General features: G+C 40.8%; 12 protein-coding genes. 11 read left to right on the forward strand and 1 reads right to left on the reverse strand.

Annotated elements, in window-relative coordinates; genetic code table 11:
• The first annotated feature begins 3 nt into the window (after positions 1–3).
• From hydA to Q1B03_RS10420, 8 genes are all read left to right on the forward strand, one after another.
• Positions 4–1,431, forward strand: a complete 1,428-nt coding sequence (hydA, locus tag Q1B03_RS10385; RefSeq protein ID WP_299741022.1) for a dihydropyrimidinase — start codon at positions 4–6, stop codon at positions 1,429–1,431.
• Positions 1,432–1,562: 131 nt separating this feature from the next.
• Entirely contained in the window at positions 1,563–3,035 is a 1,473-nt protein-coding gene (locus tag Q1B03_RS10390) for an NCS1 family transporter (protein ID WP_299741024.1), read from the forward strand.
• Between the two features lie 63 nt (positions 3,036–3,098).
• Entirely contained in the window at positions 3,099–3,302 is a 204-nt protein-coding gene (locus tag Q1B03_RS10395; protein WP_113968125.1) for a hypothetical protein, read from the forward strand.
• A gap of 21 nt (positions 3,303–3,323) precedes the next feature.
• A complete protein-coding gene (locus tag Q1B03_RS10400) occupies positions 3,324–3,509 on the forward strand; it encodes a hypothetical protein (protein ID WP_299741026.1) in 186 nt (61 codons plus the stop codon).
• Between the two features lie 72 nt (positions 3,510–3,581).
• Positions 3,582–5,183, forward strand: a complete 1,602-nt coding sequence (locus Q1B03_RS10405; RefSeq protein WP_299741028.1) for a PucR family transcriptional regulator — start codon at positions 3,582–3,584, stop codon at positions 5,181–5,183.
• Between the two features lie 148 nt (positions 5,184–5,331).
• On the forward strand, positions 5,332–6,798 hold the full coding sequence (locus Q1B03_RS10410) for a CoA-acylating methylmalonate-semialdehyde dehydrogenase (protein ID WP_299741030.1): 1,467 nt from the start codon (positions 5,332–5,334) through the stop codon (positions 6,796–6,798).
• Between the two features lie 21 nt (positions 6,799–6,819).
• Positions 6,820–8,175 (forward strand): aspartate aminotransferase family protein, encoded by a 1,356-nt coding sequence (locus Q1B03_RS10415; RefSeq protein WP_299741033.1) that lies wholly within the window; start codon positions 6,820–6,822, stop codon positions 8,173–8,175.
• Between the two features lie 107 nt (positions 8,176–8,282).
• Entirely contained in the window at positions 8,283–8,651 is a 369-nt protein-coding gene (locus Q1B03_RS10420) for a VOC family protein (protein ID WP_299741035.1), read from the forward strand.
• Between the two features lie 49 nt (positions 8,652–8,700).
• Here the strand turns inward: Q1B03_RS10420 and Q1B03_RS10425 are convergent, their stop codons facing one another.
• Entirely contained in the window at positions 8,701–9,627 is a 927-nt protein-coding gene (locus Q1B03_RS10425; RefSeq protein WP_299741037.1) for a VanW family protein, read from the reverse strand.
• A 129-nt stretch (positions 9,628–9,756) separates the two neighbouring features.
• Between Q1B03_RS10425 and Q1B03_RS10430 the strand changes: the two genes are divergently transcribed.
• From Q1B03_RS10430 to mutS, 3 genes are all read left to right on the forward strand, one after another.
• Entirely contained in the window at positions 9,757–10,575 is an 819-nt protein-coding gene (locus tag Q1B03_RS10430; RefSeq protein WP_299741039.1) for a hypothetical protein, read from the forward strand.
• Between the two features lie 117 nt (positions 10,576–10,692).
• Entirely contained in the window at positions 10,693–11,313 is a 621-nt protein-coding gene (locus Q1B03_RS10435) for a DedA family protein (protein WP_299741041.1), read from the forward strand.
• 189 nt (positions 11,314–11,502) lie between these two features.
• A complete protein-coding gene (gene mutS / locus Q1B03_RS10440; protein WP_299741043.1) occupies positions 11,503–14,124 on the forward strand; it encodes a DNA mismatch repair protein MutS in 2,622 nt (873 codons plus the stop codon).
• Position 14,125 lies beyond the last annotated feature (1 nt).

A 14,125-nucleotide genomic window follows, 5' to 3' on the forward strand; every position in this document is an offset into this window, starting at 1 on the left:
AAAATGAATAAAATAATTCAAAATGGAACCATTGTTACGGCAACAGACACATATAAAGCGGATGTGCTTATACAAAATGGGAAGATCGCAGCTATAGGTAAAGGATTCGATACTAGCAGTGCAGAAGTAATTGACGCGAAGGGAAAGTACATTTTTCCCGGTGGGATCGACCCCCATACTCATCTGGAAATGCCCTTCGGTGGGACGGTATCAAAGGATGATTTCGAGAGTGGAACCATTGCAGCAGCGTTTGGAGGAACGACGACACTCATTGATTTCTGTTTGACCAATAAGGGAGAACCTCTTCAAAATGCAATTGATACTTGGCATGCGAAGTCTAAGGATAAAGCAGTCATCGATTATAGTTTCCATTTAATGATCGGGGAAATCAATCAAGATGTTCTATCACAGCTTCCTGAGGTGATGGATAAAGAGGGGATTACATCATTCAAAGTCTTTATGGCATATAAGAATGTGTTCCAGGCAGACGATGAAACGCTATTTAGAACCTTAATAGCCGCGAAGGAATTAGGGGCACTGGTAATGGTACATGCTGAGAATGGCGACGTTATTGAGTATTTAACCGAAAAGGCTTTAGAGGAAGGGAAAACGGAACCAATTTATCACGCGTTGACGAGACCTCCTGAACTGGAGGGTGAAGCGACTGGCCGCGCAGCTAAACTAACCGGATTGGCAGATTCCCAATTATATGTTGTACATGTATCCTGCTCTGATGCCGTTGAACAGATTTCAGCAGCACGAAGTAAAGGATTGAATGTTTGGGGAGAAACATGTCCTCAGTATCTTGTGCTTGATCAAACCTATTTAGAGCGTCCGAATTTTGAGGGAGCTAAATACGTTTGGTCTCCGCCCCTTCGTGAGAAGTGGCACCAAGATGTTCTCTGGAATGCCTTGAAAAGTGGCCAGCTGCAAACGTTAGGGTCTGATCAATGCTCATTTGATTTCCAAGGGCAGAAGGATCTTGGGAAAGATGATTTCACTAAAATCCCGAATGGCGGACCGATTGTTGAGGACCGAGTATCCATATTATTCTCAGAAGGAGTTGAGAAAGGGCGGATAAGCTTAAACCAGTTTGTTGATATCATGTCTACTCGAAGTGCAAAGCTGTTTGGTCTTTATCCTCAGAAAGGAACCATTGCAGTGGGTTCTGATGCAGATGTGGTCATTTTCGATCCAAGTGCTGAGAGAGTGATAAGCGCTGAAACTCATCATATGGCAGCAGATTATAACCCGTTTGAAGGCATGAATATAAAAGGTGAACCTGTTTCTGTATTGTCCAGAGGTGAATATGTCATTAAAGATAAACAGTTCGTCGGTAAGCTGGGAACCGGAAAGTATATTAAGAGAGCGAAATACGGTAAGCTTCTTGCAAGTGAAGAGAGTGAAGCACTCCAATCCTCTAAGTCTTAAAAACTTTAGAAAACAATGCACCTTAACTGTAGAACAACTCCTGCCGGGGGAGGGGAGACTGCCTCCCTCTGGCCTCTCTTGTCAAAGATTTGGTTTTGCCATTCGATGCAAACAAATAAGGGGTGTTCAAGATGAAGAAAAGTTATTTAAAGTCTCCTGATTTATTACCGATTAAAGAGAGCGAAAGAAAAATCACCAAGCTTGGCTATTCATTTATGTGGGTAGGAATGGTTGTGGTCCTTGCAACCTTCGCCATTGGAGGAGCCGGGGTCGTATCCCTGCCTCTGCCTCTTGTTGTGCTTGCCACCATTATTGGGTCACTTGCGATCGGTCTATTTATTACATTGACCGGGGATATCGGGATTGAGCATGGGGTGTCATTTCCAGTTTATATGAGAGCACCTTTTGGAACCCTTGGTACCCATATTCCTTCTGTAGTGCGAGGTCTGGCTGCATCAATGTGGTTTGGAATAAACACTTACTTTGGTGCAACAGCAATGAATGGTATTTTAAATATTTTATTTGGTTTTGATAATTGGTTTGTATGTTTCTTGATTTTTGCTGTCCTTCAATTAGTAAATACTGCTCTGGGGATCAAAGCGGTAGAAAGATTTGCCGACCTTGCTGCACCTGTCATCATTCTTATTTCTGTATGGATGTATTCTTCCCTGTCTGATTCAGCTGCTTCTCAAGGGAGAGACATTTGGAGCTGGGTTGAAAGTCCGGTAACAGGTGCTGCCACGTTTACGGCTTTCCTGGTTGTCATATTCAGTAATATGGGATTTTGGGCAACTCTATCTGCTGACATTCCGTCCATTTCCCGATTCATGAAAGCTCCAAAAAATGAGCGGAATTGGTTTAAGAGAAATAAAAGCTCGTTAATTGGTAACCTTGTAGCTCTTCCTATCACTCAATCATTTATGGTGTTAATTGGTGGGATTTCATATATTGCCGTACTAAATTATGATCCCGTTGTAGCTCTTCAAGAAGCAGCGAGCGGATTCGTTTTAGGGGTCCTTCTCCTGATGATCGTCCTGGCTCAATGGTCAACGAATATTGCTGCGAATATCGTTCCGGCTGCAACCATATTCTCTAATGTCGGGGGACCGAGATTTCCGTTCTGGGCAGGGGTTATTACAGCAGGTATCGTTGGGACACTTGTACAGCCATGGAATTTATTTGGTGTCATCATTCCGGTTCTCCTTTTTGTAGGGGGAATTCTGTCAGCAATCGTTGGAATTTTGATTTCAGACTATTACTTTATCAGGAAACGAAGAGTCAATGTACCTGCATTATATGAAGACAAAGGACAATTCAAGTATATGAAAGGAGTGAATCTTGCAGGGTTCATTTCATGGATTATTGGAGGGATTGCCTCCTATTACGTTCCAAACTTCTCATTTTTAGTCGGCTTCGGGGTTGGAGCTATTTGCTATTATGTATTGGCTAAATTCTGGTGGTTTAAGAAATACGCGCAGGCAGAACTGATTGATCCGAGTGATGAGAAATATCTTGGCTTGTCTGTCGGCCGCGATTGGGAAATTCAAGTCGACGAAGAAGTCATTGTATCAGACGAATCGCCAACAGGCACAAGTTTTTCTTAGAATCATGGAAGCAAGGTAGTTAAGGTAGTTCTTATCTGAAGATACGATAGAAAGGGTGTCGTCATGTCTGATTATCAAGAGTTTTTAAGTGAACGGGATAAAATTGATTTTCTCATTCAAAAAGGCTTTAAAATTGAGAAAATAACAGAGAACCTAAGTGGGGCATTTGTTCTGTTTAAGCATACTGAAAATAAAAGAAGTGCCACTCTTCATGTGAAAACGGCAAATGCACGAAAATATTTCTCAAATCTATTACTTCAAAACTAAAAGTTGAAGGGGGAAACTTGGATGAGTGACGTTATGGGACCTCATGAAGGAAAGGAACTGACACTCTTTCCTGGAAATATGCAAACGTCTGATGAGCTAATCGATTGGGTGTTAGCCGTTTTATCTTCACAAAAGCTATCAGATGAAGAAATAATGAAATGGTGGAGTGAAGAGATCCAGTTTGCAATCCCCTATATAGAAGAATAGAAGCAAAATGAAGGATTGGTTCCGCCAATCCTTTTTCTCCATTTTCCTAAGGCAGAACAAGAGGAGAGAAAAATGAAAAGTAATTACTATTTCTCAGTAGAAGATATTCTAGTAAGAAGGTACTTTGAACATGCTAAAGTGATTGCTGGGCACAATGGTCTCAGCCGTCAAGTTAAGTGGGTCCATGTAGTCGAAGTAACATCGATAAAGAATCTTCTTAACGGAAATGAACTGATCCTTTCTACAGGAATCGCTTTACAAGAGGAGGAGACCTTTCTTTCACTCCTTCATCAGTTAAATGAGAGTGAAGCAGCGGCCATTTGCATTGAACTTGATACAAATATTTCTACGATTCCAATTTCTGTATTAAAGTGTGCAGATGCATTTGATTTTCCTATTATCGTGTTTCAAAGGGAAGTTCCGTTTGTTAGTATAACTCAGGATATTCACTCCGTACTCATCAATCAGCAATACGACATGATAAAAAAACTGGATTCATATGCACAGGAGTTAAACAGGAGGCTCCTCGGCGTAAATCACTTCAGAGAGATCCTTCAGGTTTTACATAAGGAGCTTGCTGTCCCTGTACTATTTCAGCTAAAAGAGCAAGAGGTGGAAATCTATCCTCTCATGTGCTCACCTGATGAAGAGAGAATACGAAAATGTTATCACAGTCATAAAGATTCCCGTAATCATCATTTTGCCTCCACTAAAGTTATTCTATTTGACCAGGAATACGCAGAGTTATGTATATACAGAAGCGATCATCCTTTTAGCGAATACGAGCTCCTCATATTGGACAGAACTTCAACGGCGTTAGCACAGTATTTAATGAGAGAATTGTATTTTAACGAGCAAAAACGTTTAGAAGACTCTAAATGGATTACCTGTTGGCTAAAAGGAGAACAGTCCTATGAGAGACTATCCGCATTTTTAGGAGACTTAAATGTACAGGTCAATGGTGGTGTCGTCTGTATTTGCCAGACGAATAGGCTGAATCAACAAGAGCCGATTGATTTAACCTTTTTTAACCTTGTCACCAGAAGCATTTTTGAACAACAGGGTTTTCGTGTGTTACCCGAAAGAATAGGAAATGATCTCATTTTCATTCTTCTGGACACCAGGAGGACTGGAGATTGGAAATCGAGAGTCACCACTGCCTACGAAAAGATTCTTCAGTCTGATTTCTTTAAAGATTCTTCACAAACAGTATTTGCAACTGGCAAGTACCAAATGGAGACGATGGAAATTCACAAGAGCTATGAAACAGCTAAAGATAGTCTCATGTTTCAGTCAAAGGTGGATGCATCAAAAGCGTATTTTTTCTTTGATGATTTGCATTTATACAGGCTGATTTCAATTGTTAACAACAATGTTAATCTGTGGGAAATGATCGAAGAGTACCTCACTCCGCTCCTGGATTATGATCGTAAACATGATGGCAGTCTATTGAAGACGTTGAAGGTTTTCCTTGCATGTCAGGGATCAAAACAGGAAACATCCAAACAACTATTTATTGTAAGACAAACACTCTACCATCGCCTCAAAAAAATTGAAGATTTACTTGGAGATGATTTCATGACCTCTGATAAACGTGTGGCCATCGAGTTTCTCCTTGCTGCCCATGACTATTTGCAACCACTTAGCTCTTTGAAAAAGTCGAAGATTAATTAATTGTAAAATGTCAAATTGAGATATCAGGTTATTTTACACAATGTCTAATGAAACCACTTACAATTTCTTTCATAATAAAACTATAAGCTATACGACAGGTTCTACACCAATCAGAAAATTCCGATGAAAAAATAAGGAGGAATTGAATATGACGATCATAAAAAAAGACGTAGCTGTGTTAAAGAATTACATTGGAGGTGAATGGGTTGATTCTCTTAGCTCGCAGACCTTACAAGTAGTGAATCCTGCTACAAATGAAGAGATTGCAAGAGTTCCGATTTCTACTAAAGAAGACGTCGCTATGGCTGTGAAGGCTGCTAAGCAAGCCTCACAAACGTGGAAGAAGACGCCGGTTCCAAAACGTGCCCGTATTCTATATAAATACCATTCCTTACTTTCTGACAATCATGAGGAGTTGGCCAAACTGGTTGTACAGGAAAATGGTAAATCATTTAAAGAGGCGTATGGTGAAGTGCAGCGGGGGCTTGAGTGTGTGGAATTCGCTTGTGGTGCACCGACTTTAATGATGGGTGAAACGCTTAGTGGTATTGCAGAGGATATAGATTCAGAAATGTTCCGCTATCCACTTGGTGTAGTGGGGGGGATCACGCCTTTTAACTTTCCTATGATGGTACCCCTATGGATGTTCCCGCTTGCAATTGCGTGTGGAAATACTTTCGTGTTGAAGCCATCTGAAAGAACCCCGATTTTAGCCAATAGGCTTGCAGAGTTATTAACAGATGCGGGAATGCCCGATGGTGTACTAAATGTCGTGCATGGTGCACATGATGTCGTAAATGGATTGATCGAGCATAAAGATGTCGCAGCCATATCCTTCGTCGGGTCTCAGCCGGTGGCTAAATATGTATACCAACAGGCTGCCTCTCATGGGAAAAGGGTGCAGGCATTATCCGGTGCGAAGAATCATCATGTTGTCATGCCTGATGCAGATATGAATAAAGCGGCTGAGCATATTATCAGTTCAGCGTTTGGCAGCGCTGGCCAGCGATGTATGGCGTGCAGTGCCGTAGTGGTTGTAGGGGATAATGAACCGTTTGTTAAAGCTTTAAGTAAAAAAGCAGATGAATTATGTATTGGTAACGGAATGGACGAAGAAGTGCTTCTCACTCCCGTCATTCGAAAAGAACATCGAGAGAAGACACTGGGGTATATTGACAAAGGCCTGCAGGAAGGCGCTTCCCTCATACGAGATGGGCGTAAAGAAATGGATGACTTCAAGGAAGGAAACTTCTTGGGTGCAACGATCTTTGACCATGTTTCACCGGATATGACCATTGCAAAAGAAGAAATGTTTGCCCCTATCCTCAGTTTACTGAGAGCCAAGGATTTGGATGAAGGACTTGATTATATTCGTCAATCAAGATATGGAAATGGTGCTACGATTTACACAAAAGATGCAAAGGCTGTCCGACAGTTCAGAGAAGAAGCAGACGCTGGAATGCTGGGTATCAACGTTGGTGTTCCTGCGACAATGGCGTTCTTCCCATTTTCAGGGTGGAAGGATTCTTTCTATGGGGATATGCATGTAAACGGTAAGGACGGAGTAAATTTCTATACTAGGAAGAAAATGATCACTTCTCGATTTGATTTTTAATCTGAGTTAGGGGGAACTTTCATGGTGAAAGCAGGTCAATCTCAAGATGTATGGTTAAGGAATGATGAAAAGCTCATTTGGCATTCCATGAAACCATACAATCCTGATGGAACAATGGTCGTTACAGAGTCTGCCGGGTCTTGGATTACAGATAAAGATGGTCAAAAATTTCTGGATGGCATGGCAGGGCTATGGTGTGTAAACGTAGGATATGGTCGACAGGAATTAGCAGAGGCAGCTTATCTTCAGCTTAAAAAAATGGCTTACTTTCCACTAACACAAAGTCATCAGCCGGCTATTGAGCTTGCTGAGAAATTAAATCATTTACTAGGGGATGACTATGTCATTTTCTTTTCCAACAGTGGCTCAGAAGCCAATGAAACCGCCTTTAAGATAGCAAGGCAGTATCATCAGCAAAAAGGGGAACACGGACGGTATAAAATCTTCTCCAGATATAGAGGGTATCACGGGAATTCCATGGGGGCCCTGGCCGCAACAGGTCAGGCTCAGCGGAAATATAAGTATGAGCCGTTAGCTCCCGGATTTATCCATATCGCTCCACCCGATAGCTATCGCGATGAAACATCGGGGGGAAGTCCACATGAACTTCCTGGAGTAAAGGCAATTGATCAAGCAATGACCTGGGAATTAAGTGAAACAGTGGCTGCGTTAATCATGGAACCGATCATCACAGGGGGTGGGATACTCGTTCCACAAGATGAATATATGAAAGCGGCGAAAGAAGTCTGTGAGAAGCATGGTGCACTCATGATTGTCGATGAAGTGATTTGTGGGTTTGGACGTACAGGCAAGCCTTTTGGTTTCATGAATTATGATGTGAAGCCGGATATCATTACGATGGCTAAGGGGATTACCAGTGCGTACCTTCCACTGTCTGCAACAGCCGTGAAGCGAGAGATATATGAAGCGTTTAAAGGATCTGAGGAATATGATTACTTCCGTCATATTAATACATTTGGCGGAAATCCGGCAGCATGTGCTCTTGCCTTGAAAAACATTGAAATCATGGAGAGTGAGAAGCTTTTTGAACGCTCCGCTGATCTCGGTGAAAAGGCTTTGAACACGTTGAAAAATCATTTGCAAGATCATCAATATGTTGGAGATGTCAGAGGGAAAGGTCTGCTAATTGGAATTGAAATGGTAAGTAATAAGGATACAAAAGAACCTTTAGATATTTCTATGGTCAATGGAGTGATTGGGTACTGTAAGCAAAAAGGGGTAATCATTGGGAAAAATGGTGCAACGGTTGCCGGTTACAATAATGTGCTAACATTATCACCTCCATTAAACATTGAGGAGGAAGATTTGGATCTGTTAGTATCAACCGTTATGAATGGAATCCGACAACTTCAATAATTTATAATTCCAGGGAAACATCTGCTTTGCAGATGTTTTCCTTTTTTCTTTTAAATTGAATTTTATGGTAAAATGAACGAGTAAGAATCAAAGGGGAGAGATACATAATGAGCATCATTTTCAAAGGTATTGACCATATTCAGTTTGCTGCACCAAAAGGCAGCGAAGGGGAAGCTAGAAAGTTCTTTGGTGAAATTCTTGGTCTGAAAGAAATACCGAAACCTGAAAACCTTCAAGGGAGAGGCGGTTGTTGGTTCCAATATGGACCACAAGAAATTCATGTAGGGGTACAAAATGATTTTGTGCCAGCAACAAAAGCACATCCAGGATTACTTGTTACAGATTTAGATGCACTTAGGCGTACCCTGATGGAGAAAGGTATCAGGATAAAAGAAGATACTCCGATTAACGGCAGAGATCGCTTTTTCGTCTCTGATCCATTTGGTAATCGAATTGAATTTCTAGAATACAATTAATAAGGAAAGCACCTCATGAATAAGGAGGTGCATTTTCATTCTAAGAACACTATTCTTGAATAGATTTATCCACATCTTTCTCGGAAGATAATTCTTGTGAAGCGCTAGGCACCTTCCTTTTTTCTACATTGATAAGATCGGAAGAATAAATCGAAGTGATAACTTGCCCACCAATTACTTTTGCACGGATGAGCAGTGGCTGGTTATAAGCGTTTCTAAAAGTGAAGTCGGGTCCATACCAGCTAACTGTAGCATCTCTTCCCAGAGGCACGTAAGGAACCCTCTTTGAATGATGATACCGTTCTAATATTTTTACACCTGCCTGGTCAACCGCATTAAATAAAGTGGATGATACCTGACAAATACCACCCCCAATATCTTCTGAGAGTTCCCCTTTTACAATCACGGGGGCTTTTTTATATCCCTTTTCTTTCGTTCTTTTTCCTACCACACCGTTAAAGGAGAATACTTCTCCAGGGAACACAACCGTATTATTGATCTTCTCTGTCGCTAGAACGATATTTTGAGTCCGTTCCTCATTATGCTTATTGAAATATGTGACGTATCTTCCAATAAGCTGTGTTCGGATGTGAGAAAGGATCTCACTGTCGACTTTGGGATGTATTGTCATAAGGGGTGCTTCCGTATTGATTGACCCTCTAGAAAAGAAGAAGGAATAAACCAGATCACGAAATCGCCGTTCATTAAGTTTGTAACCGGCTCTTTCTGAAATAATTTGATTTTTTTCATTGATATAAGCATTCTGAGGAGGGGTATAGACCTGATTTTGCACTTCTGAAACAAATTCCTCATATTGCTTTTCGTCCATTATTGGTTCATCCACCAATGGTATAATCAATGAATTTCGTTCTATCGAAATTGGCGCATGATTTTGAAATTGAATATGTAATTGATCTTGACCATTCATCACAGGAAACAGTAAAAGACCAATTGAACTAAGTTTAATCCAGAGCATATGAACCCTTCCTTTCGTATGTAGTATCGGTGGAAAAGGCTTCTTTCATGTTAAATCCTAATTGCCAAAAATTGATGGTTATGTATTTGCAGTTGTGATTAGAAACTAAGGAAAAAAAGAGGTCTTTACATGCTTTATTTATTCAGGTTCATGATGGTTGTGTCTTTACTTTTTGCCTGCAGTGCTAAACCTGCGGGGGCAATGCCTAGTTTTACTGTAGAAATACTTCCGTGGGATCAAGTGAAAGAAATCATTCCTAAACAATCGTATTTTACGATCATTGATGTAGAAACCGGCCTTTCTTTCGAGGTACAAAGAAGAGCAGGAAGCAAACATGCGGATGTACAACCAATTACAAAAAAAGACACGAAAATCATGAAATCCATCTATGGAGGAAAATGGAGTTGGGACCGTCGTGCAATTCTCGTTTTAGTACATGATCAACTAATATCTGCCTCAATGAACGGAATGCCGCACGGAGCAGGCGCTCTCCAAAACAATTTTCCGGGACATTTCTGCGTGCATTTTTATGGCAGTACAACCCATAAGACACCAACACCTGATTTGGCCCATAAGATCATGATTTTAAAAGCGGGTGGAAAACTGGATGGGTTTCTATACAAATTAGACCCCTATGAGTTGATCAGCGTTATGGAGATTGCTTTCAATCAGCATGATCAAAAGTTACTTTCACAAGTGATGTTTGGAAGTAATGGGTCTGTGAAGGAGGCCCTTAAGAAAGTGAAACATATTGATATTACTCAAAGATCGATACTTCCTGTAGAGGATTTACCTGCACTGGTTGGGATGAAGATTCAGGTTAGAGTGAAATGGGTACGTTCCGATCAATCTCAGGACGAAAATGACGTTCAATTCATCATTCGGAAAGATGCGATTGAAGATCAATGGAAAATAGACGGTCATGCATTTCTTGAGGAAATGGAATAAGGGTCAATTCGAATACATTATTTCCCTCCAGTGGATGAATTCTTATTCTTTGTGAGCGTTTTTAATATGCAAAATAGGGAAAAGGGTATATAAATGAATCGTGGAGGGAACACACCGATGTTTGATTTTGTAATAAATTTAATTAAGGAGCTTGGGATGTGGGGATTATTCGCTGGAAATGCAATTGAAGCGTCATCCTTACCATTTCCAGGAGCTCTCGTGACGCTGACATATGGTTACCTTTTAGATCCATCATGGACGAAGCTGATCATATTAGCATTCACAAGCAGCTTGGTTTATACGTTATTTAGTTATATCCCTTATGGAATAGGATATAAATTAAAAGATAAAATCAAAGAAAAAACCAGCTCAAAGAAAATGGCTAAAGGTCAGAAATGGTTTCGGAAATGTGGCTTGTGGAGTATTGCCATCACGAGACCACTTGGCATTGGTAACTATATCTCTTATGTTGCAGGTATTAGTAAAGTGAACAAATGGAAGTTTGGCGGACTGACGTTTATCGGAATCTTTCCCATCACCCTCACGATGTTAATAGTCGGGAAGAATGGAAATCTCAAACATGTACAATCTTTGATGAGTAACATACAAACCTACCTTCTCATTGGAGGGGCTATACTGTTGATTGGTTTCTTTTCTTATAAATATTTTGTCAAGTTTAAGGAAAAAAACTCCAGCTGTTTGGACGATGAGTCAAGCATAGCAAAACAAGCCAAGTAAGTAAGAAATAGATCCGCTTCTCATTCTAGAAGCGGATCTATTTTTTGAGTGAGTAAAGGAGGTACACACTAATCTTGAAGTTACCAGATCTGGTTTCCTCAATCTACTACATGCTCCAAACCTTTTACGTGTGATATAATGAATAGTCGAGAGATTAGTAGATTTACTTGGAAAGGTTTGAATGAAACCATGACACAATATACTCCAATGATAAAACAATACTTACAAGTAAAGGCAGAATACCAAGATGCCTTTTTATTTTTTCGTTTAGGAGATTTTTATGAAATGTTTTTTGATGATGCCATTGCTGCATCTCAAGAACTTGAAATAACGTTAACAAGTCGTGATGGGGGAGGAAAGGAACGTATTCCCATGTGTGGTGTTCCTTATCACTCTGCTCCTAACTACATAGAGCAGCTCATCGATAAAGGCTTTAAAGTAGCAATTTGTGAACAAACCGAAGACCCGAAACAAGCTAAGGGAGTTGTACGGAGAGAAGTTGTTCAGCTCATTACACCCGGTACGGTAATGGATGGGAAAGGCTTAAATGATAAAGAGAACAATTATATTGCTTCTGTGTCCGATTTTAATGACCAAACATACGGATTGTCTTATAGTGACTTAACAACAGGGGAATCAAAAGTGACATTAGTGACAGATGGCCTTCAAGCATTGTTGAATGAATTATCTACGATTGGTGCGAAGGAAGTTGTCATTCACCCGGATCTTAGTGAAGCGGTACAAAGCAAGATCAAAGAACGAAACGATGTTACCTTATCCTATGAGAAAGAAGCTGAAGCAAGAGAAGATTTCGCTCATCTCGTTGCCCCTTTAAAACAAGATAAACTAATAGAAGCTTCATCCATCCTTTTTCACTACCTCTTCCGTACACAGAAGAGAAGCCTTGATCATTTACAAGTAGTTGAGACATATCAGCTGCATCAATTTATGAAAATGGATTACTACTCAAAACGAAATCTGGAATTGACAGAAACGATCCGATCAAAAGGAAAGAAAGGTTCGCTTCTTTGGCTATTAGATGAAACGATGACGGCTATGGGAGCCCGATTACTAAAGCAGTGGATTGATCGACCACTTATTCATAAACAGGACATCGAAAAGCGTCAAACGGTTGTTGAAGTGCTATTGGAGCGATTCTTCGAGAGGCAGGACCTTAGAGAACGTTTAAAGGAAGTGTATGATCTTGAGAGACTGGCAGGAAGGGTTGCGTTCGGTAATGTGAATGCACGGGATCTGATTCAGCTGAAAAAATCGCTTCAGCAAGTACCCCTTTTAAAACATCTGGTGGAATCACTCGAAAATGAAGCAACCGATGACATCGTAAGCAAGCTTGATCCGTGTGAAGAATTAACAGACCTCCTCGAACAAGCGCTTGTAGAAAATCCTCCACTATCCATTAAAGAGGGAAGCTTAATTCGAGATGGGTATCATGAGGAGCTTGATCAATTCCGCGATGCAAGTAAAAACGGGAAGTCCTGGATTGCTCAACTCGAACGGGACGAGAGGGAACGAACGGGAATCAGGTCCCTTAAAGTAGGATTTAACCGAGTCTTTGGCTATTATATTGAAGTAACGAGAGCAAACCTTCAACACCTGGAAGAAGACCGCTATGAAAGAAAACAAACATTAACAAATGCGGAGCGATTCATCACCCCTGAGTTAAAGGAGAAAGAAGCGCTTATCCTTCAGGCTGATGAAAAAAGCGTTGATTTGGAATATGAACTGTTCATTGGAATTCGTGAAAGAGTGAAAGAATTCATTCCCCGCCTTCAGAAGCTTGCGAAGCTCGTAAGTGAATTGGACGTTCTTCAATGTTTTGCAACGGTCAGTGAAAAGCGTCATTACACCCGCCCTGTTTTTAATGACGAAAGAAGAATCCTGCTGAGGGATGGACGTCATCCAGTTGTGGAAAAGGTTATGGGTGCTCAGGAATATGTTCCGAATGACTGCTATATGGATCAAGAAAGAGAAGTCTTTCTTATTACAGGACCGAATATGTCGGGGAAAAGTACCTATATGAGACAGGTAGCTTTAACCAGTATTCTTGCTCAAATTGGCTGTTATGTTCCTGCGAGTGAGGCAAACCTGCCAATCTTCGATCAAGTATTCACACGCATCGGGGCAGCCGATGATCTGATTTCAGGTCAAAGTACGTTTATGGTTGAGATGTTAGAGGCGAGAAATGCGATCATCCACGCGACTCAGCAAAGTTTGATATTATTTGATGAAATTGGTCGCGGTACCTCCACTTATGATGGAATGGCACTTGCCCAGGCGATTATTGAATACATTCATGATCATATAGGAGCGAAAACCTTATTCTCTACTCACTATCATGAATTGACCGTTCTTGAAGAAGAACTACAAAAAGTGAAAAATGTGCATGTAAGTGCCATGGAACAGAACGGAAAGCTCGTTTTCCTTCATAAAATCAAGGAGGGGGCAGCCGACAAAAGTTACGGAATTCATGTTGCCGAGCTTGCTGAGCTGCCTAAGGTCCTGATAGAGAGAGCGAACGAAATCCTTCTTGAACTCGAGCGAAAGGAAGTGCCATCTTTTTCTAAAGAAGTGGCTGTAGCTAGGGAAACAGCTATTGATAAACAAAAACCAAATGAAGAAGAACTTGCCCAGCTTTCCTTCTTTACCGCAGAGAAACAGGAGAAAAAAGAAAATTTTACTTCTAAAGAGAAGAAATGCTTAGATGAGCTTAAAAAGCTGGATATTCTGGAGATGACTCCATTAGATGCAATGAACACCCTTTACGGAATCCAGAAAAAATTAAAAAACTAAA

The sequence above is a fragment of the uncultured Rossellomorea sp. genome (assembly GCF_947488365.1).
Classification (GTDB): domain Bacteria; phylum Bacillota; class Bacilli; order Bacillales; family Bacillaceae_B; genus Rossellomorea.